The following is an 18,575-nucleotide window of genomic DNA, read 5'->3' as shown; positions in this document are numbered from 1 at the left end:
TGGTTGCTCTGTGTTGTAGGAGGTTATTCAGAAAGGTCTAAACCCATCTGCCAGAAGTCGATTTCCAGGCGGGTGGCATCGCGGAAGATCTTGCTCAGCTCAGCAAAACGGGCAGGGGTGACATCCGCCAGGCGGGCATCGAGCCACGCAAGCTCTGCCTGCATGGCGGCCTGGAACTCCTCGCCTTCGTACATGGCGATCCAGGCATCGAACGGGTTTTGCGCGCCGCGCAGCGTAGAGGGCTGCGCGTTCAGCCAGTTGGCGATTTCGCCGTAGCCCACCAGGCACGGGGCCAGCGCCACGTGCAAATCCAGCAGGTCGCCGCGGTTGCCGGTATCCAGCACATAGCGGGTGTAGGCCAGCGTGGCGCGGGCTTCGGGGAGTTCGGCAAGCTCCTGCTCGCTGATGCCCCACTCCTGGCAAAAGCCCACGTGCAGGCCCAGCTCCACATCCACGATGGCTTTTAAGCCTTCATGCGCTTGGCGCAAATCCGCCAGGGTAGGGCTTTTGTAAGCGGCCAGCGCGTAGGCGCGTGCGAAGTGGATCAAGAACAGGTAATCCTGCTTCAGGTAGTGACGAAACGACGCCTCAGGCAGCGTGGCGTTGCCCAGCTGGCGCACGAAATCGTGCTCGATGTAGGCGCGCCAATCTTGCTGGCAAGCGGTGGTGAGATCGGTAAAGCGGTAGCCCATATTGGATGCCTCCGGTGGTACAGCGAACCGGCGCACGGGCGAAGGGAGAGTGAGTTGGGGTAAGGAATCAGGTGAACACGGCGAACCCCAACCACCGCTTGATTCCTACGCCGGTACTAGCCGGATCAGGTTCAACGGGCCCCGCCGTGACGACTTGCTGCAGCAGCCAGCCGTATAGCGATCTCAGCCGGTTCCACCGGCACCCCGTCAAGCAGTATTCAGCGCAGTGTAGGAGGCGGGTGGGGGAGATGCAAGGGTAGGCAATTTTATTGGGCGTACAGAGGTGGCCTGCTGTGAAAGCAATGAACGACAAGAAAAGACGATGGCGTTGAGTGCTTGGCCCCCATGGTTACCTTGACGCGTTCCATCAGTTTCATGGGAGAATGCCTCAATAATTATGTATATAAAAACAGTATTATTGAGGTGAGCAAAACGCGCAAGCCCGCGAATTTTGGCTACATCGCCAAAATTCTCTTTGCACGGTGTAGAATCAATGAGGTAGATTCGATTTGGTAGCTATGAAACCTCAGTCATTGTGATGTCACGTTCATTGAGGTTTCATGGCAGGGCGTATAATCACTGTTATGAGATTCTGGGAGATAGCAAATGAGTCCAGCACTGAGACAGCAATATCTACTTTGGCTCTATCAGAATCCCGGAGAGCAGGACTGCGCAAAAATCGCGTCCGTCCTGGGCATTGAAAAAACACAGAGTGCCTTGATCGCGCGCTATCTGATTACAGAGCGTCTGGCTGAGGGTGAAACGTGGGCCTCCATAGATAATGCATGGCACGGATTCGTTCAGATCGCCCCGCAAGGAATGAAGGTTATCGAAAACGACATACCGCACAATGAGATTCAGCGCCCAGTGACGAACAATACCGTAGTTCATGGCGATAATTCAGGCGTTATCACCAACACAACAACAAGCGGCAGTTCATCAGCAAACGTGGCTATTCACAACACAAAAAGCAGCACTGTACTTTTTAGAGAGTTGCATAAAGAGATCACTAAGTCTGTTTCTAACGAAGCTGATCGTTCTGGCCTCATAACCAAGCTTGATGAACTAAAGATGGCTCTTGATGCAAAAGACAAGCCCTCATTCTTAAAACGATATCAGGAGTTCGTCGGCTTGACATCTTCGCATATTGATCTGTTCTCAAAAATTGCAACTACAGCAATACCGGCACTGCATAGATTACAGGCAGCCATCTCATAACAAGTGGCTGTTGGCGGACGTGCCTACGCTGCGCTACAGCACGCCGCAAAGCCAAGCGTTAGGTGCGCCTCAAAACCGCTCGGTGTTGTCTATTTAAAAAACTAATTTAATGGATGAAAGTGTTAGTGAAGTTCAAAATTATTCCACGTGAAAAACGCATTCCGGATAAAGGTGTTAATCAAGCGTATTTAAAGATAGATCGCTGGAATGATTTTTCATTCGTCACAATGTTCTACTTGTCAGTGTATGACCATGAAGGGAATTTGCATAACATTGGAAACGTTAAAATAGGGTTTAAGGGGCAAGATACCTCTATTTCAACATACGAAAAATTAGAGAGCGAATTCATTGAGCTCAATGATGATTTTTTTTCGGTTGGTGAAAGTTTAGATTTCTATAAAGTAATATCTAAATTGCCTGAAAATTTGAGAGAAGAACTGCTTTGTTCTTTAAATGATATAGTTTTTAATCCAGGGCTAATTGATGATATTCAAGAGGAGGATGTTTTTAGAACCTCTCTTCTGAGAGATAATAGCTTAACATCTATTAAAGGACAGTTTAATAGGGTTCTTTATGGAAAGGCTGAATTGACGAATTTTAATTTTGCATTTGAGCGACCAAGATGTGAAGCTATGGCATCTATTAGGCTAGATTTTGATGTGATAGAGAGCTCGACACCAAGCACAAATATTCATGCTTTAATTGGAAGGAATGGATGCGGTAAAACGACCATTTTAAATGGCATGATTCAAGCAGTAACTAACCCAGATAATACCATTGGGAAATTTATCGATACGGGGTACCGATTAGAAAGAGAGATAGAAAGTGACTATTTTAGCAGCTTGATTTCTGTTTCTTTCAGCGCTTTTGACCCCTTTGATCCTCCAGAAGAGCAACCTGACCCAAGTAAAGGTGCGTGTTACTTTTATGTAGGGTTAAAAAACAGAGAAAAAAAGGATAGCCTTAGGACAATACCTGAGCTTAGGGCTGATTTTGTTCGGCATTTAGTTGATTGCTTTAGAAAAAAAGACAAGTTGGTTCTGTGGCGTGAAGCGATTAGAAAATTAGGAACGGATGAAAATTTTGAGTCTGTAGGATTAATCGATTTGGAGGAAATTTACAAGCAGTTGAGAGAAATAAATAAGCTGGAGCAAGTCGATAGTACTGAGTTTCGTAACTTATTTCTTTCTGAGATAGAGAGTTATTTAACAAGCTTGAGCTCTGGGCATTCTATTGTTTTGTTTACAATTACTAAGATAGTTTCAGTTATAGAAGAAAAGACGCTTGTTTTGATCGATGAGCCAGAAAGTCATTTGCACCCACCATTATTGTCAGCTTTTGTAAGAACGCTTAGTGAATTGCTTTTCGATCTAAATGGCGTCGCTATCATTGCCACACACTCCCCTGTGCTTTTGCAAGAAGTGCCAAAATCATGCGTTTGGAAGATTAATCGAGTAGGTGACACTTTAAAACCTTACAGGCCAGAAATAGAAACGTTTGGTGAAGATGTAGGAGTGTTAACGAGAGAGGTGTTCGGTTTAGAAGTGGTAACTTCGGGTTATCATGGCTTGATGTCAAAAGCAGTAGATTCAGGAAGAACATACGAAGATATCATCATAGATTACGAAAATAAATTAGGGTTAGAGGCTCGGTCCATTCTAAAAGCAATGATAATTCATCGCGATAAAGGGTTAAGTAAGTGAAAAAGTTAGACTACCCTTTATGTGATTTTAAGGATGTCCTGAACACTTGTGCTAAAGGTATGGAGCAAGTGAATGTAAGGAATACATTCCTAACTGCCGTCCCCGATCTTGTTTATCTAGGCTTGCAATACGAGCAGTTGGTGAAAAAAGGAGAGCTATATAAGTTTCCCAGAATTGAAAACATTAAAAGAAAAACTGTCGTTGTGCCTCCATTAACAAAATCCAAATTGGTTAATTTGTATGCAAATAATCTTCGAAATAAAGAAAAGCCCGCAAGAAGTTTATATGAGTATCTATTAGCATCTGCAAATGAAAAGTGCCCTTTTTGTGGAGATATTGGGCGCCCTAAAAATCTAGACCATTTTTTGCCTTTGGCCCATTACCCTCAGTTCTCCGTCATGCCAGTAAACTTAATACCAGCTTGTCGCGATTGCAATATGGGAGAAAAAGGGGATGACTTTGCTGGTCAAGCCGAAGATCAAATAATACATCCTTATTTAGACAAAAATATATTTTATACTCAGCAGTGGGTGCATGCCCGATATGTCAATGATGGTGATGGAGTAGTGGAGTATTATGTCCAACCTCCAGCTGAGTGGCAGGAGGTTGATAAAGCTCGAGTTAACAAGCACTTTAGGGATTTCGATTTAGCTCGTAGATATGGTATCGAAGCGGGTAAACACCTAAGCGAGATAATTGATCAAAGAAATTCTTTTTATAAGGTGATGGGAAGAAAAATTCCACTAGAGGAATTAACAGTAGATCTAGTTGAGGTTCTGTTTAAACCACTAATTGAGGGGGGAGCATTTGCCAATCATTGGAAGAAAGTGATGTATGTGGCATTGTCAATGTCCCAAGAGTTTTTGTTGCCCTAGAAAATAGAAGAGAATCTATTTAATGCACCTAACAAATAGCTGCACCGGACAAAATACTCGCTGTTCTTGAATTTTTCCGGTGAGCTAGGCGTTATGCGGAGCGTTCATTTTGGCGTTCGCGTACACTCGGTGAAAAGTTGAACACGCAAGAGGTGCGTCATAACTGGAGTCACAGCCACTGCGGCGCGCAGCAACCTATATCGGTTGATCGACGAGACTGCCAAATCCCACCAATCCATCGTTATCATGGGTAAGCGCCACAAGGCTGCCCTGGTTTCCGAGGAAGATGGGGCTGCCCTTCAGGAAACACTTTACCGTAAGCGTTCATTCCAAGACGTAGTTGACCTACTTCACGTCACGGAGGGGCCTTAATAACTCCGGCGAGACCTTGTATTGCTTCCTGCCATCCTCGCCCAGCACGATCACACTCTTGCGGTTGATCTTGGTGACGATCCCCAATACCGGGCCTTCCCGGACCTCGAAGGTCACCTTCAGGCCAACCCGCAACTGACTCAGCGCCTGGAGATTTGCCTGATCCCGGAGCTCATCAATGCGTCGGCAGATATACTGATTCAGTTCCAGCAACTGGTCGATGCTCATGTCATCAATGCGCATGAACGGTGGCCTCCGGCTGTGGGTTCTGGCGATCAGGATGACGTGGGTCGATCAGCGCCCGTAACGGGTTCTCGGCGAACCGGGTTTTCCAGAGTCGGGGCGTCAGGTCGCTGACTTCAAGGGCCGGGTGCTGGCTGATGCGTTGCAGCACGTCCACCAGATATGTGTACGGGGTAATACCGTGCAGCTTGCAGGTGCTGATCAGGCTTTGGATGATGCCCAGGTGTTCGGCGCCCAGCTCGGTCCAGCAGAACATCCAGTTTTTCTTGCCCATTGGAATGGGGCGTAGCGCCCGCTCCAGGTGGTTGGTGTCTGGCTGGACGTCCGGGTTTTCCAGGAATACGGTCAGGCTGGCTTCCCGGCTGAGCACGTAGTTCAGGGCCTTGGTCAGCGGGTCGCTGGGCACGAGGCCGCCTTGTGCCAACTGATCCCGGCACCACTGGAAGAAGTCGCTGACCACCGGCTTCGAGTGATCCAACCGGTACTGGCGTTTCTTCTCGCCAGTTAGCCCCTGGGTTTTGATGCTGACGGATCCCCACGAAATAGATAAGAAAATCAGGATGATATGATTGAAAAGGCCTGCATGGGTCGGCATGTTGTTAATCGCCAAACCAACAATATGCCTAAGGAGACCCATGCAGGCCCCTCGATTCTTACATACTCTGCTGACCTCATCACTCCCCCTGGTCCATGCCAAGCGCCTGCAGGCGCTGCTCGACACGGTGGGTGCCCTGCTGGGCGAGCGCCGCCTGGGCTTGACCGCCCTGGGGCGTGCCTTGCCAGGGCCAGTGGCTACCAAGCACACCATCAAGCGAGTCGATCGGTTGCTGGGCAACCCTCACCTGCATCAGGAGCGTCCCCTGTTCTATTGGCTCGTGGCCAGCCTGCTGATTGGCCACATGACCCGCCCGCTGATTCTGGTGGACTGGTCGCCGATTGATGACCGTGGCAAACGGTTCTTGCTGCGCGCCGCGGTGCCCTTTGCCGGGCGCTCGCTGCCAATCTTCGAGAAAGTCCACCACAAGGATGGCTGCCAACACTGTGAGGCATACTTGTTGGCCGCTCTGGCCGAGATACTGCCTGACAACGCCACGCCGATCTTGGTCACCGATGCGGGCTTTCGTAATCCCTGGTTCGAGGCGGTTGAGGCACGTGGTTGGTACTACGTCGGCCGGGTGCGTAGCCCGGTTCGCTGCCAGCTGCCAGGGCAGGCGTGGCAACCTGTGTCAGACCTGTTTCCGCAAGCGACATCGGTACCGCGGGCGCTGGGTTCCGTGCAAATTGCTGAGAGCAATCCACTGACCACCCGCATGGTGCTCTACCATCGGCCGCCGCAGGGGCGCAAGCATCGCAACAAGCGCGGACAGGTCTCCCAGGACAGCCGCAGCCGGGCGATTGCCCAGCGCCAGAAGGAGCCCTGGGTGCTGGTCAGTAACCTACCGGCGCGCTCAACGCTGGCGGACAAGTTGGTGGCCATTTACCGGCAGCGCATGCAGATTGAAGAGGGCTTCCGCGACGTCAAGAGTCCCCAGTTCGGGCTGGGCTTCGGCATGCATCAGTCTCGCCAAGGCAAGCGGATCGAAATCCTGCTGCTGATCGCGATGCTGGCCAATGTCGTGGTGATGGTTGCCGGTCTTCAAGTCCGAGACAGCGGGCAACAGCGACGCTACCAGAGCAACACGATCCGTCATCGGAACGTTCTCTCCGTGTGGCGTTTGGGACTGGAGTGGCTGCGACGTCATTGTGTCGGTGCTGTCCCATGGCCCTCTTGGAAGACAGTTCTGACGAGCCTCCAAGGGGAAGTCAAAGAGCAGGCCTTATGCGATGGATAGCAAAGTTCGTGGGGATTCCTCAGGTTTTGATGATCTCTTCATTCCGGTACACCTTGGCGATCTGTTGCAGCGCGTCGGTGACGGTCTCCGGGTGATCTTTCTGTGCTTCGATAAAATAACGACGACCATGCACCCAACATTGGGCATGGGTGACGCTCTCCTGAGCGGCAGCGTAGCGGGCATAGGCCGCGTAGCCGTCACTGATCAGGGTGCCGCTGAACGATTCGCTGAGTACTTCTTCGATATGGGCACGCCCACGGCTGTTCGAGTAGGTGAACACCACCTCGTCGGCATCGCCGTATAACGGCCAGAACCAGCCGGTTTTCATCTTGCCCTTTTGCGGGCCAGCCCGGCCCTGATGACCGGCTTTGATGGGCGTTTCATCCATCGCCAGCACCCGGCTGCGCAACACGTTGTCGGTCTGGGCATCCACGATGGGGCGCAGCAGGTCGATGGCACGCTTGACCAGGTTCGTCAGGGTGCTGCGGCTGACGGTGATACCGGCCTGCTGGATGCGCTGGTGTTGACGATACAGCGGCAGGTGGAACTGGAACTTGTCCACCAGCAGCCCGGCCAGCAGGCTGACGTCGGCCAGGCTGTTGTCCAGCACGTTGAACGGAGCCAGAGTCGTCACCGGCTTCTCCGCCCCCTTTCGTCGGAACACCGGGCGTTCGCACTTAAGCACCACATAACTGGAGGCCCGCTGGGCCAGCCGGTAGGTGGTCTTGCTACCGATCACTTCGTACTGGTCGGCCTCCGGCCCGGTCAGCTCTGGCGGCAGGTGCTCAATGACTTCCACTGGCACATCGGCAGTAAAGCGCAGGCCGGTGTCGTTCAGGCAGTCGTCGTCCCGCTGTTTCTTGCCAGTGCCACGCTGATAGGCTTTAACCGTGCGCTTCTCATTTTTCGGCGGCTGCGCCGGAACCGGGGCGTCATCCGACGCGAACAGGCTATCCTGCCCAGGCAGGTCAAACACCTGCTTCTCGGACTTGGGACCGAACAGCTGCTTCTTGAACCAGTCCAACTGCCGCTGCATGACCTGAAGTTGTTCACGCAGCAATGCATTCTCCTCGGCCAGAGCCGAGTAAGAAGGCGTGTTGGAAGAGGTAGTGGAAGCCGTTGAATTCATGGCCGATATTATACCGGAAGTCCGTCTTCTATACCCCTCGAAAACGCTTGAACTGGCGGTATTTCTGCACCTCAATGCCATCGATCAGCAGTTGCAGATCCGTCAGGGTCAGGGCTCGCTGCCCCGAGGCAGATAATGGCACCCGGAACTGCCCCTGCTCCAAGCGCTTGGCCCACAGGCAGTAACCGGTGGTCGTAAAATACAGCATCTTCATCTGAGTCTTGCGACGATTAACGAAGACGAAATACTGGCCGCTGAGCGGGTCGTGCTTCAACTGATTCCGAACCAGGGCACTCAGGCCCCGGAACGATTTGCGCATATCGGTGGGCTCGGTGCACAGCCAGATCCGGGCCTGGCTATCGAGTCCGATCATCCGTGCTGGCTCAGCCGGAGTTCAACGCCATTACCCAGGCTGAGCACAATGTGCCAGCCTGGGACGGAGGAGTGCGACGAGCCCATCAGTGACGACAAATCCAGAAAACTGGCCTCACTGGATCCTGCCGAATCATTGGTCGACGGATCGGACAGACGCTTGCGCCAGTTGCAGAAACTGGCGTAACCGATGCTCTCTTGTTTGCAAAACTTCGAAGCTGACAGACCACTGTCACGCTGCTGATCAACCAGGGCCTGCCACTGTTCGGGTGTACGGTGCTTTCTCATGGGGGTAACCTCGTGTTGGAAAGTGTGAGGTTACTGTAGGGCGATTTTCAGCAGGGTGGCAGAACGTCGTGGAATGAACGCTTACACTTTACCTGCTGTCCGTACTCGGTGTTTGGCCCCCAGCGGTCTCGAATTAAACGCCCAGGCATTATTGGCGCTGGTAGCGGAAGACGATAAGAACCGATGGTAAGGTACCGTCCGAAGTGCCCACCACTCTTGAGTAAGACCATGAGACATCCCGATACCGCTCTGCACATACGCACTTACGATGATGAAGTGACGCGGCATGCCCACGATCATCATCAGCTGGTGCTGCCCTTGGCCGGTACGCTGTTTCTTACTATCGATGCCAAGGCAGGAGAGGTGTCGCAACAGCGAGCGGCGATCATTCCGTCAGGTAGCAGCCATGGGTTTGCGGCCACGGCGGGCAATCGGTTTTTGGTGGTCGATGTGCCCGAGCGGTTGGCTCCTTCCCTGGATAGGCTACCGAATTTCGTGGAGCTGGATGCGGCGCTGCGCCATTACGTTCATTTTCTGCATGCCCAGGCCGTGGGCGGGGCGGGCGTGCAGGCGACTCAGCATCACATGCTGCTATTGCTGATACAGCTGTTGCAGGAGCGCCATGGTAGCCGATTGCAGTTGGACCGAAGGGTGTATGCCGCGCAACAGTTTCTGCAAGACCACTTCCATCGTCCGGTTTCCATGGCCGAGGTGGCCAGCGCCGCGCATCTGAGCATTCGCCAGTTGAACGACCTTTTTAGCCAGCAGGTAGGAGCGACGCCTCATCAGTACCTTCTAGAGCTGCGCATGAACGAGGCGTGGCGGCTGCTGGAGCAGTCCGATCTCAGTATTCAGCGGGTGGCGGAAGCGGTGGGCTACTCATCGTTGTCGGCGTTCAGCGACCGCTTCCGGCGTCACTTTGGTCAACCGCCCAGCCATTTCCGCCGTCTCTCGACATAATACCGCTAGAACGCAAAAGCTCCCGTTAGCACTCTCCATTACGCTCTTTCGACACGGCGATCAAGAGAATGTAAGGGGAGATAGCCACATGCCAAACGTAAACGCGGCTACCTGGATCGGGGCCATTTCCGTGCTGCTTTGGGGCACGCTGGCGTTGTTGACCAAACTATCCGGCGGCGAGATTCCTGAGTTCCAGCTCATGGCCATGACCTTCGGCATCGCGTTTTTGCTGATGATGGGGCGCTGGGGGTTGGCTGGGCATACGGGCATTCGTTATACCCGACAGCCGTTGGCGGCCTGGTGTATCGGGGTTGGTGGTTTGTTCGGTTATCACTTCGCCTATTTCAAGGCGATGACACTGGCGCCAGCGGTGGATGTCAGCCTGTTGGCTTATCTCTGGCCGCTGCTGATCGTGCTGCTGTCTGCGCTGTTGCCGGGCGAGCGGTTGCGGGTTCAGTCTATTGTAGGGGCGTTGCTGGCTCTGCTGGGCTGCTGGCTGTTGATCAGCCGCCAGGCCGGTGGATTCGCGTGGGGGTACCTGCCTGGCTATCTGGTCGCCTTGGCGTGTGCGTTGATCTGGTCGTCTTACTCAGTGCTCAGCCGGTGGGTGCGCAGCGTGCCGACCGATGCCGTGGGCTGGTTCTGCGGCGTGACGGCGCTGCTGGCGTTGGGCTGCCATGTGCTGTGGGAAGAGACGGTATGGCCGAGCGGCTGGCGGCAATGGGTGGGTGTCGTGGGGTTGGGGCTCGGCCCCGTGGGAATTGCCTTCTTCACCTGGGACTATGGCGTCAAGCACGGCAACATCCAGCTACTGGGCACCCTGGCCTATAGCGCGCCGCTGATCTCCGTGGTGCTGCTGATTCTGGCGGGCTACGGCGAGGCGACTATCGCCGTGGTGAGCGCCAGCGTGCTCATTGTGCTGGGGTCGTTGGTGGCCGGTTGGGCTCAACCGAGAGAAGCAACGCAACAGATAAAGTAATACGCTGTGCTCGTCCAAAGTAGCCTCTACGTTGATGATGTGTCATGTATGGTTCTTTGGGTCTGCTCATGCGCATTCAAGCATATCATCAGTGTCGACCAACTGAGTGGATACTCTATTACGCTACAAATCCAATAAACAGGTGGGGGAGCGATGAACGAAGAAGAGTCACTTAATCGTGCCATCAACGAGCCGGTCGCTATTTATCCGTACGACGATGCTTGGCCGTTGCTGTTTGAGCAAGAATGTTCCCGGCTGCTTCGTTTGTTCCCTGGCGATTTTTTAGCAATCGAGCATATTGGGAGTACCGCTGTGCCTGGCCTTTCTGCCAAGCCTGTTATCGACATCATGGCGGGGGTGGAAGCAATGCCGCGCGCTGATGCGTTGATGGAGCCGCTGTGTCAGGCAAAATACACCACCTCCATGGAGTACAACGCTTCACTGGTGGGGCGGCGCTGGCTTATGCGTTGGGCGAACGGGCGCCGTACCCACCACTTGCACCTGATGGTTTACGAAAGCAACGAGTGGCAAAAGCGACTGGCGTTTCGCGACGCGCTCCGTGGCAATATCGACATAGCGCAGCAGTATGAGCGGAATAAGTGGGCATGGGCGGCTGAGTTCAGCTCGGATAGGGAGGCCTATACAGCGGCGAAGGGTGATTTCATTCGGGAGGTCCTGAGCAGGACGACTTGATCGAGCCATTCACCCAATGCCCGCGCTGGTTCGACTCTTGGCCACGCTGGAAGATCGAGTGGCCAGAGGTCGACGCGGCCTTTTCGACGATATTCCGCACCAATTCTGACGACATCTGTCGATAGGGGATGAGTAAATGGCTGACGGGTGCAGAAACGGGCTTTCAGTAGCCACGTTAGATATCAAGAGGATCTGGTTTTGAGGCTAGAAGGGAAAATTGCTTTAATCACGGGAGCAGCCAAGGGTATTGGCGAGTCGATTGCTCGGCATTTCGCGGCAGAAGGTGCTTTCGTATACGTCACGGATATTGATCGGGATAATGGCTAGGTGTAGGGTCCCGGATGATCAAATCGCCTATAAGAGTTATCCTCTGCTAGCCGCCAGGGAGCTTCTTCAGCAATTCATCCGGGAACAGGTTCATGAACATCAAGCTGCATAAACAAGCGACGACGACACCGAAGATCCGTGCCGAGATCCAGGCAGCGCCTTCCAGCATCACGGATAGCGAACTGGCCCGGCAGTATGGTGTCGCTACTGCGACCATCCGGCGATGGCGTTACCGCGACGATGTCCATGACCGACCGCATACCCGTCACAACCTCCTGGCCACGCTCACAGCTGAGCAGGAGGAGGTGCTGATCACGGCTCGTGAGTTCCTGCGCCTCGGCTTGGATGACCTTCTCGTCGTGGCGCGTGAGTTCCTGAGCCAAGGCTTGTCGCGCTCTGCCTTGCATCGCATGCTCAAGCGGCGTGAGGTGCCGACGTTGGCGGAACTGGCGCGGCAAGATGCCGGTGGCGACGAGAAGCCCCGGCACAAGCCCTTCAAGGACTATGAGCCGGGCTACGTGCATATCGACATTAAGCACCTGCCTCAAATGCCCGACGAGGAGCAGAAGCGCTACTTGTACGTTGCCATCGACCGTGCGACACGCTGGGTCTACCTGGAGGTCCGAGGCAGCCAGTCCGCGAAGGATGCTCGGGCGTTTATGAATCAGGTGGAGAAAAAGGTGCCCTTCAAGATTCAGACGGTGCTGACCGACAACGGCAAGTCGTTTACGGATCGCTTCACGCGGGCAGGTGAGCGCAAGCCCAGCGGGCGCCATCCCTTCGATCAGGAGTGCCTGGCCCACGGGATTGAGCACCGCCTGATCAAGCCGGGAAGGCCGCAAACGAATGGAATGGTGGAGCGCTTCAACGGCCGTATCAGCGACGTGCTAGCGACCCGGCGCTATACCTCAGGCGAAGACCTCGAGCAGACGCTTAAGCGATACTGCTGGCTGTACAATCACCACATACCGCAGAAAGCGCTGCATCATCAATCGCCGATCACGGCGATGAAGGAATGGCAGGCCAAGCGGCCTGAGTTATTTACCAAACGGGTGGTCAATCACACGGGACCCGACAGCTAGGAAGTAGCGCTATCCATTGGTCAGTCTGCTCGATTTTCTTTGTTGGATGTTCGCAATGAAGCTGCCTGGCAAACGCTTACCAGTAAAATAATCGACGCACACGGTCGACTTGATATCGTCGTCAACAACGCTGGTATTACGGGTTTTGAAGATGGCTTCGTTACGCATGATCCTGAGAACGCAACCTTAGACGCTTGGCGCAAGGTACATGAGACAAACCTCGATGGTGTTTTTCTGGGATGCAAATACGCCATCAAGGCCATGCGCGCCACGGAACAGGGAGCCATCATCAATATATCCTCTCGTTCTGGCATCGTGGGTATCCCTACTGCCGCTGCATACGCCTCAAGTAAAGCAGCTGTGCGAAATCATACTAAAAGTGTTGCCTTGTGCTGTGCACAGCAAAATTTGAAGGTGCGCTGTAATTCCATCCACCCCGCTGCCATTTTGACGCCTATGTGGGAGCCGATGCTGGGTAACGGGCCCGAGCGCGAGGCGAATATGGCTGCTTTTGTCCAGGATACACCGCTTAGGCGCTTCGGTTTGCCTGAAGAGGTAGCCTGTGTGGCCGTGATGTTAGCTTCAGATGAATCTGGCTACCTAACAGGAACTGAGATAAATATTGATGGCGGCATTCTTGCCGGTTCCGCTGGAGCGCCTGCGACATGATGTCGTTAGTACTTGTATGGCCTCGTTTTTTCACCGGCGGTGTGCGATTACGCAGAAAGTGTTATGGCAAACCCCATACCAAATGCAACACGACACCTGTAGTGGAGAGAAAGACGATGGCATTGAGTGCTTGATTCTGTGTAGCCGCCGCCATGTGCCTTTCGATTGCCAGATACTCCAAACATTGACGTACTTCATGACCTGTTAGGGTGGCAGGGTGACGTAAATTATTGAACCAAATGTAAAATCGAATCCAGTAACAATAGGTTTTTTCGGTGCGTAAGCTATAGCGCTTGACCCTCATGGTTGCCTTGACGCGTTCCATCAGTTTCATGGGAGAATGCCTCAGCAATGCTGTTCATAAAAACAGTATTATTGAGGTGAGCAAAACGCGCAAGCCCGCGAATTTTGGCTACATCGCCAAAATTCTCTTTGCACGCTGTAGAATCAATGAGGTAGATTCGATTTGGTAGCTATGAAACCTCAGTCATTGTGATGTCACGTTCATTGAGGTTTCATGGCAGGGCGTATAATCACTATTATGCTATTATAGAGGAAAGATAAGTGCGCTCAAAAATTCTAATCGCATTCATTGCCGCAGTTGCAAGCCTCGTTGGTGCATTCATTGGTGCATTGGCATCCATTCTTACCACCAAAATGCATCTTGATTTGGACCAAACCAAGTTACAGGTATATTCCCTTTCGGAGGACCGGAGGAGGCATCAAGAAAAGGCCGAGAGCTTGCTAGGAGAAGTTAGTGACCTAATCTCATTCTTTGAGAGAAATTCGCGATATGAAAAGGAACAAGCATTATCACGTTTAGGCGCCGTCCGACGCGCCGCTTTTGAAATGGCTCCATATTCATCCCCTCAAATGACTTTTGACGCCATCAGTGCCGTGGATCGCATTAGCTCAGCTATAGCAGCTACAAATCCAGAGCAACTACATTTTGCTCTTAACGCAATGGAAAGAGCAATGCGAGATATGATTGAATCTTTACATGCTGAAGACAGAGCGTATGTCGACCAGAAGAGCATGCTACTCGGCCAATAGCTCGGCGCATAACAAGGCGCTCAAGTTCGTTCCGGCCTTCGGCCTCCACCGGACGCGGCTAACGCCGCGCCGCTTAGCTTAGACGTTATGCACAGGGAGGCGATGGTGCAAATTTGTGAGACGGAGAGGTTGATTGTACGGTCTTTGTCCCTCGGGGACGCTCCTGCATTGACCGAAATTCTTAGCGATCCTGAAGTGATGAAACACTCGGTCCGTGGCATTTGTGATGAGGCAGCTACTCGCAAATTCATTGAGTGGTGTTTAGCCTGTTACGAGTCACACGGCGTAGGGCCATGGGCACTGATCGATAAAAAAGATTCTGCACTTGTTGGCTTCTGCGGTGTTGGGCCAGAAATGGTCGCGGATGTCGAGGAAATCAACCTTGGCTATCGACTTGCCACGCGTTATTGGAATAAAGGTCTGGCGTCTGAAGCGGCCAGAGCGGTTCTGAATTACGCTTTTGGAAAGAAATCGTTTCATTCGGTGGTAGTAATCATAGAGCCTGAGCATGTGGCATCGCTGAAGGTCGCCGAGAAAGCAGGGTTTTCCAGCTTCGCTGTCCTGGAATTCCATGGTCGTACGGTGAGGCTGTACCGACTGACCTCGGAGCAATGGGAAACATTGCATAACAATGCCATGCACGCGACAAGCGCGTGATGGCTGGCGTTAGGCTAGAAGAGGGAGGTATGCAAAAAGTCGGTGCTTTCGCAATTATCCTAGACGCTGATGATCGCGTCCTGCTCTGCCACAGAACCGACATGGATGCTTGGAACTTGCCTGGTGGAGCGGTTGAGCCTATGGAGGCGCCATGGGATGCTGCAAGAAGGGAGGTGTCTGAAGAAGTGGGTCTTGAGGTTCAGGTTGAGAAGCTTCTAGGCGTGTACGCCATCCCTAGCACCGAAACCATTGCCTTTACCTTTTTGTGTGTACAAGCTGGGGGATGCATCCGCTTAAGCGATGAAGCTGACGACATCCAGTGGTTTCACCAGAATCACCTTCCTGCCACTACCTTGCCTAGGCACGCCGAACGTATCGCAGACCTGAGAAACAATTGCATCAAGGCCAGTCTGCGTGTTCAGGCCTAACCAGGCGCATCAGTTCGTGCCCTTCGGGCACAGGACGCTCGCAAGCTCGCGCCTCTGTGCGCAACGTTAGGCTGCCAAAGTTGGCAAGGATAGATTGTGCGGAAATCAGATAGACTTTTTCAGCTAACCAATATTCTGCGTAGGCACCAACCAATTACCGCAAAACAATTGGCTGAGAGGTTGACGGTATCTGAGAGAACTATTTATCGCTATGTTGACGATTTATCTCTAGCTGGAATTCCCATCTATGGTGAGCCTGGTGTTGGATACCGCCTGTCAGAAGGATTCGAATTGCCTCCTTTACAATTGTCGTCGGGTGAGTTGGAAGCCCTGATTGTGGGGGTGAGCCTCACTGCATCTTTGACTGGAGAGAAATTTGCTGCTGCAGCGCATTCTCTCTTGTCCAAAATTGAAGCGGCATTACCGAATGAGTCACAGATGATTGCCCATGAAGACAGGGTGGTTAGAGTGTTGGCAAGCCACCGTCAATCCGAAGCATATCTGTTGTGGGGAAAAGTCCATACAGCTATAGCATCTGGATGTTGGCTGAGGATCACCTATAAATCGCTCTCGGAGGCTGTGACGGATAGAACAGTATTTCCGCTGGGGCTATTCTATTGGGGTGGTAAATGGACACTAGGCTGCTGGTGCGAACTACGTGGCGGGTACAGAGACTTCAGAGTTGACCGCATAACCAAAATAGAGCTTAGTGAAGAGGATGCTGTTTTGCCTGAAGACGTTTCTCTGTCAGCATACATTGCATACAGAAGTGCGGCTATTGACTGACACGGTGGTGTCAGTAGTAAGGCCTTACAGTTGGTGTTCAACCCAACAACAGAGGCACTGACATGATAAAGAATGGCAATATTGATAGCATTGGCGGCATGGAGTTTGCGACCTTCAGACTTAAAGAAGGCGTGACAGAAGCCAGATTAGTAGAGCTGTCGAATCAAGTAGAGTCCGAGTTTCTTAGCCGACAAGAGGAGCTCATCCTCCATTTCCTAGTTCGTGGAACTGATGGTGTCTATGCAGATGTGGCCATTGCCAGCTCGCAGGAAAAAGCTGAAGAGTATTGTCAGCAATGGCTAGGTAACGCAGTGGCACTGGAATACTTAGAGCTTCTTGACAAAGAATCTGTGAACATGACTTTCTGGACGAGAATTAACTAAAAGCCTAACAAAAGGCTGCACAGGAAGCCAAAAGCTTCGCTTTTGTCTCCTGTGAGCCTGGCGTTAACTGTACCAAGGAGGTATCCGTGAAAGGGAGTTGTTTGTGTGGATCCATTGAGTATGAGATTGCCTCACTGGACATGCCGATTATTTTTTGTCACTGCAAAAATTGCCGCAAGGCACATGCTGCTCCTTTCGTACCCACAGCGGGTGTTCTGAGAGAAAATTTCCGTTGGATTCGTGGTGAAGAAAAACTTTCTAGCTTTGAATCTAGTCAAGGAAAGTTGAGGCATTTCTGTTCAGTATGCGGAACGCATTTGGTAGCTGAAAGACCTAGCCAACCTCATGTAATATTGCGTGTGGCTACATTGAACGAAGATCCGGGAGTTAAACCAGAAGCGCATATTTGGTCATCACATGACGTTTGCTGGTTGGAGTACGAGGATGTTCCACTCTATCAAGAGTGGCAGCCAGATAGATGACAAGTACAGTTAGCAAGTCGCAGCAGTTGGTGTCTGCGGCACCGTACACTCACTTAGCTCGTGCTGCTGTGCTCGGGCGTTAGACGTCATTTGAGATCGAGGTAACATGTTAATCATTGAGAAATATAATAAAAGTCGTGATGCTGAAGTTGAAAAATTACGAGTAAAACCTGAGCAAGCTCAGTTTACAGTCGATAGGCTTGGTGAGTTCATCTTATCTTTAAAAGAAGATGAGCATCCTCATGTGATCATGGAAAATGATCAGGTAGTTGGCTTTTTTGTCTTGGATTTGTCTTATTCTGATACTTACAGCTTTAGTGATCCAAAGGCGCTAGGTGTTCGAGCTTTGCTGATTGATCAGAATCATCAAGGTTTAGGTATTGCGAGTAAAACATTGAATTTGTTACCAAGCTATGTTGCTTCAAACTATCCAGATTTTGAGCGGTTGCAGTTGACAGTAAATTGTCGCAATAAAGCTGCGTACAATTGTTATCTTAAATGTGGTTTTGAAGATACAGGGAGTCTGTATTTAGGCGGTCCAGTTGGTCCTCAACACATAATGCAAAGAACCGCCGGCTAACAAGGCGTTAAAGAGGGACAGCCAACGTGAGGCATTTTTATTATGCGTTGGTTTGTGTGGTTAAGGTGTTGTGCGGAAGCTTGGCAGTAGTGTTGGTTGCCCCTTGACCCGGCGTTAAATTTTTTGCCTACCCTCGCAGACTATGCTGTAATACATTGTAGTCACCCAGTATGAGGGGCATAATCATGAGCGTCACCACGGTTCGCCTTCAGGCAGAAGTTGAACAGCGTTTGGAAGCAATCGCCAGCAGGCTGCACCGTAGCAAAAGCTGGGTGATCAACCAGGCATTGTCGGAATACATAGAAAAGCAGCAGCTTGAGCAAGAGCGTTGGAAACAAACGCTAGAGGCAATGGAGTCTGCTGCCCAAGGCAAGGTCGTTGATGCCAGCGAGGTTCACAGTTGGCTTAATAGCTGGGGAACCGAAAACGAGCAGGATGCGCCGAGGTCAGGTAAGTGAAGCTGGTTTACACGGATGAAGCCATTGATGATTTGAAACGCCTCAGGGAGTGCGTTGCAGTGCACAACCCGTCGGCGGCAGCCAGGATTGCTACCGAACTGGTTGGCAAAATCGAATTACTTCCCGACTTCCCCAGAATGGGCACACCAGTTGAAATGGCACCGGTGCCTGACTCTGTTCGAGACATGGTTTTCGGAAAATACGTTGTTCGATATTCAGTTCATACCAGTGCCATCATTATTCTCCGGGTGTGGCATGGCCTTGAGGGCGAACGATAGCAATTTAACCAAACGCGGCACTTGGACGCCCTTGTC

The 18,575-nt window shown here is 52.0% G+C and carries 25 protein-coding genes, 2 pseudogenes and 1 riboswitch; of the genes and pseudogenes, 20 read left to right on the top strand and 7 right to left on the bottom strand.

Going from position 1 to position 18,575, the window contains the following annotated elements; all coding sequences use genetic code 11:
- Positions 1 to 23: 23 nt before the first annotated feature.
- Positions 24 to 692, bottom strand: a complete 669-nt coding sequence (gene tenA, locus KVY02_RS13400; RefSeq protein WP_218313684.1) for a thiaminase II — start codon at positions 690 to 692, stop codon at positions 24 to 26.
- 85 nt (positions 693 to 777) lie between these two features.
- A riboswitch (TPP riboswitch) is annotated at positions 778 to 909 on the bottom strand.
- A 389-nt stretch (positions 910 to 1,298) separates the two neighbouring features.
- On the opposite strand from tenA, the gene KVY02_RS13395 reads away from it, so the two are divergent.
- The 4 genes and pseudogenes from KVY02_RS13395 to KVY02_RS13380 all read left to right on the top strand — a co-directional run.
- Positions 1,299 to 1,910: a hypothetical protein gene (locus KVY02_RS13395; RefSeq protein ID WP_218313683.1), complete on the top strand. Its 612-nt coding sequence runs from the start codon at positions 1,299 to 1,301 to the stop codon at positions 1,908 to 1,910.
- A gap of 125 nt (positions 1,911 to 2,035) precedes the next feature.
- Positions 2,036 to 3,613: an AAA family ATPase gene (locus KVY02_RS13390; RefSeq protein ID WP_256357497.1), complete on the top strand. Its 1,578-nt coding sequence runs from the start codon at positions 2,036 to 2,038 to the stop codon at positions 3,611 to 3,613.
- Positions 3,610 to 4,488 (top strand): HNH endonuclease, encoded by an 879-nt coding sequence (locus KVY02_RS13385; protein ID WP_218313681.1) that lies wholly within the window; start codon positions 3,610 to 3,612, stop codon positions 4,486 to 4,488. Before KVY02_RS13390 ends, KVY02_RS13385 begins: the two co-directional genes overlap by 4 nt.
- A gap of 159 nt (positions 4,489 to 4,647) precedes the next feature.
- Positions 4,648 to 4,803, top strand: a pseudogene (locus KVY02_RS13380) (type II toxin-antitoxin system Phd/YefM family antitoxin); the annotation flags it as partial.
- Between the two features lie 30 nt (positions 4,804 to 4,833).
- Here KVY02_RS13380 and KVY02_RS13375 read toward each other — a convergent pair.
- Together KVY02_RS13375 and KVY02_RS13370 are read right to left on the bottom strand one after the other, a co-directional pair.
- Positions 4,834 to 5,103, bottom strand: coding sequence for a hypothetical protein (locus KVY02_RS13375; RefSeq protein ID WP_081137650.1), 270 nt, complete (start codon positions 5,101 to 5,103; stop codon positions 4,834 to 4,836).
- A pseudogene (locus KVY02_RS13370) lies at positions 5,093 to 5,629 on the bottom strand (transposase); the annotation flags it as partial. The pseudogene KVY02_RS13370 and the gene KVY02_RS13375, both read right to left, overlap by 11 nt.
- Positions 5,630 to 5,738: 109 nt before the next feature.
- On the opposite strand from KVY02_RS13370, the gene KVY02_RS13365 reads away from it, so the two are divergent.
- The gene (locus KVY02_RS13365) at positions 5,739 to 6,935 is read left to right on the top strand and encodes an IS4 family transposase (RefSeq protein WP_058092936.1); all 1,197 of its coding nucleotides are present in this window, start codon (positions 5,739 to 5,741) and stop codon (positions 6,933 to 6,935) included.
- Positions 6,936 to 6,954: 19 nt separating this feature from the next.
- Here KVY02_RS13365 and KVY02_RS13360 read toward each other — a convergent pair whose 3' ends face one another.
- The 3 genes from KVY02_RS13360 to KVY02_RS13350 are packed head-to-tail and all read right to left on the bottom strand — an operon-like array spanning position 6,955 to position 8,724.
- A complete protein-coding gene (locus KVY02_RS13360) occupies positions 6,955 to 8,064 on the bottom strand; it encodes an IS66 family transposase (protein ID WP_256357496.1) in 1,110 nt (369 codons plus the stop codon).
- Positions 8,065 to 8,092: 28 nt separating this feature from the next.
- A complete protein-coding gene (tnpB, locus tag KVY02_RS13355; protein WP_004578760.1) occupies positions 8,093 to 8,437 on the bottom strand; it encodes an IS66 family insertion sequence element accessory protein TnpB in 345 nt (114 codons plus the stop codon).
- Positions 8,434 to 8,724: an IS66 family insertion sequence element accessory protein TnpA gene (locus KVY02_RS13350; RefSeq protein WP_081137652.1), complete on the bottom strand. Its 291-nt coding sequence runs from the start codon at positions 8,722 to 8,724 to the stop codon at positions 8,434 to 8,436. Before KVY02_RS13350 ends, tnpB begins: the two co-directional genes overlap by 4 nt.
- 228 nt (positions 8,725 to 8,952) lie before the next feature.
- On the opposite strand from KVY02_RS13350, the gene KVY02_RS13345 reads away from it, so the two are divergent.
- The 6 genes from KVY02_RS13345 (at position 8,953) to KVY02_RS13320 (ending at position 13,434) form a co-directional block, all read left to right on the top strand.
- Positions 8,953 to 9,684: an AraC family transcriptional regulator gene (locus tag KVY02_RS13345; protein WP_218313680.1), complete on the top strand. Its 732-nt coding sequence runs from the start codon at positions 8,953 to 8,955 to the stop codon at positions 9,682 to 9,684.
- A gap of 88 nt (positions 9,685 to 9,772) precedes the next feature.
- Positions 9,773 to 10,663 (top strand): aromatic amino acid exporter YddG, encoded by an 891-nt coding sequence (locus KVY02_RS13340; RefSeq protein ID WP_218313679.1) that lies wholly within the window; start codon positions 9,773 to 9,775, stop codon positions 10,661 to 10,663.
- A 153-nt stretch (positions 10,664 to 10,816) separates the two neighbouring features.
- Complete coding sequence (locus tag KVY02_RS13335; protein ID WP_218313678.1) at positions 10,817 to 11,356, top strand: GrpB family protein; 540 nt, start codon at positions 10,817 to 10,819, stop codon at positions 11,354 to 11,356.
- A gap of 147 nt (positions 11,357 to 11,503) precedes the next feature.
- Positions 11,504 to 11,683, top strand: a complete 180-nt coding sequence (locus KVY02_RS18475) for an SDR family NAD(P)-dependent oxidoreductase (protein ID WP_305729924.1) — start codon at positions 11,504 to 11,506, stop codon at positions 11,681 to 11,683.
- A 92-nt stretch (positions 11,684 to 11,775) separates the two neighbouring features.
- Positions 11,776 to 12,765, top strand: coding sequence for an IS481 family transposase (locus tag KVY02_RS13325; protein ID WP_218313676.1), 990 nt, complete (start codon positions 11,776 to 11,778; stop codon positions 12,763 to 12,765).
- 15 nt (positions 12,766 to 12,780) lie between these two features.
- Positions 12,781 to 13,434, top strand: a complete 654-nt coding sequence (locus KVY02_RS13320) for an SDR family oxidoreductase (protein WP_218315092.1) — start codon at positions 12,781 to 12,783, stop codon at positions 13,432 to 13,434.
- A 61-nt stretch (positions 13,435 to 13,495) separates the two neighbouring features.
- Here KVY02_RS13320 and KVY02_RS13315 read toward each other — a convergent pair whose 3' ends face one another.
- On the bottom strand, positions 13,496 to 13,768 hold the full coding sequence (locus KVY02_RS13315; protein ID WP_256357495.1) for a site-specific integrase: 273 nt from the start codon (positions 13,766 to 13,768) through the stop codon (positions 13,496 to 13,498).
- A 230-nt stretch (positions 13,769 to 13,998) separates the two neighbouring features.
- Between KVY02_RS13315 and KVY02_RS13310 the strand changes: the two genes are divergently transcribed.
- From KVY02_RS13310 to KVY02_RS13270, 9 genes are all read left to right on the top strand, one after another.
- Positions 13,999 to 14,487 carry a hypothetical protein gene (locus tag KVY02_RS13310; RefSeq protein WP_218313675.1) on the top strand — a complete coding sequence of 163 codons (489 nt, stop codon included), beginning with the start codon at positions 13,999 to 14,001 and terminating at the stop codon, positions 14,485 to 14,487.
- An 87-nt stretch (positions 14,488 to 14,574) separates the two neighbouring features.
- On the top strand, positions 14,575 to 15,144 hold the full coding sequence (locus KVY02_RS13305) for a GNAT family N-acetyltransferase (RefSeq protein WP_256357494.1): 570 nt from the start codon (positions 14,575 to 14,577) through the stop codon (positions 15,142 to 15,144).
- 29 nt (positions 15,145 to 15,173) lie between these two features.
- A complete protein-coding gene (locus KVY02_RS13300) occupies positions 15,174 to 15,572 on the top strand; it encodes an NUDIX hydrolase (RefSeq protein ID WP_218313673.1) in 399 nt (132 codons plus the stop codon).
- A 96-nt stretch (positions 15,573 to 15,668) separates the two neighbouring features.
- Positions 15,669 to 16,358 carry a helix-turn-helix transcriptional regulator gene (locus KVY02_RS13295; RefSeq protein WP_218313672.1) on the top strand — a complete coding sequence of 230 codons (690 nt, stop codon included), beginning with the start codon at positions 15,669 to 15,671 and terminating at the stop codon, positions 16,356 to 16,358.
- A gap of 62 nt (positions 16,359 to 16,420) precedes the next feature.
- Positions 16,421 to 16,741, top strand: coding sequence for a hypothetical protein (locus KVY02_RS13290; RefSeq protein WP_218313671.1), 321 nt, complete (start codon positions 16,421 to 16,423; stop codon positions 16,739 to 16,741).
- Positions 16,742 to 16,881: 140 nt separating this feature from the next.
- Complete coding sequence (locus KVY02_RS13285) at positions 16,882 to 17,223, top strand: GFA family protein (RefSeq protein WP_218315091.1); 342 nt, start codon at positions 16,882 to 16,884, stop codon at positions 17,221 to 17,223.
- A gap of 106 nt (positions 17,224 to 17,329) precedes the next feature.
- Positions 17,330 to 17,803, top strand: coding sequence for a GNAT family N-acetyltransferase (locus tag KVY02_RS13280; protein ID WP_218313670.1), 474 nt, complete (start codon positions 17,330 to 17,332; stop codon positions 17,801 to 17,803).
- A gap of 185 nt (positions 17,804 to 17,988) precedes the next feature.
- On the top strand, positions 17,989 to 18,261 hold the full coding sequence (locus KVY02_RS13275; protein WP_016914646.1) for a CopG family ribbon-helix-helix protein: 273 nt from the start codon (positions 17,989 to 17,991) through the stop codon (positions 18,259 to 18,261).
- Complete coding sequence (locus tag KVY02_RS13270) at positions 18,258 to 18,539, top strand: type II toxin-antitoxin system RelE/ParE family toxin (protein ID WP_218313669.1); 282 nt, start codon at positions 18,258 to 18,260, stop codon at positions 18,537 to 18,539. The genes KVY02_RS13275 and KVY02_RS13270 overlap by 4 nt, the downstream gene beginning before the upstream one ends.
- The last annotated feature ends 36 nt before the right edge of the window (positions 18,540 to 18,575 follow it).

The organism is Halomonas sp. 18071143, assembly GCF_019211725.1.
GTDB classification, from domain to species: domain Bacteria; phylum Pseudomonadota; class Gammaproteobacteria; order Pseudomonadales; family Halomonadaceae; genus Vreelandella; species Vreelandella stevensii.
Note: the sequence above shows the minus strand (reverse complement) of the source record. Positions and strands in the feature narration are given on the sequence as shown.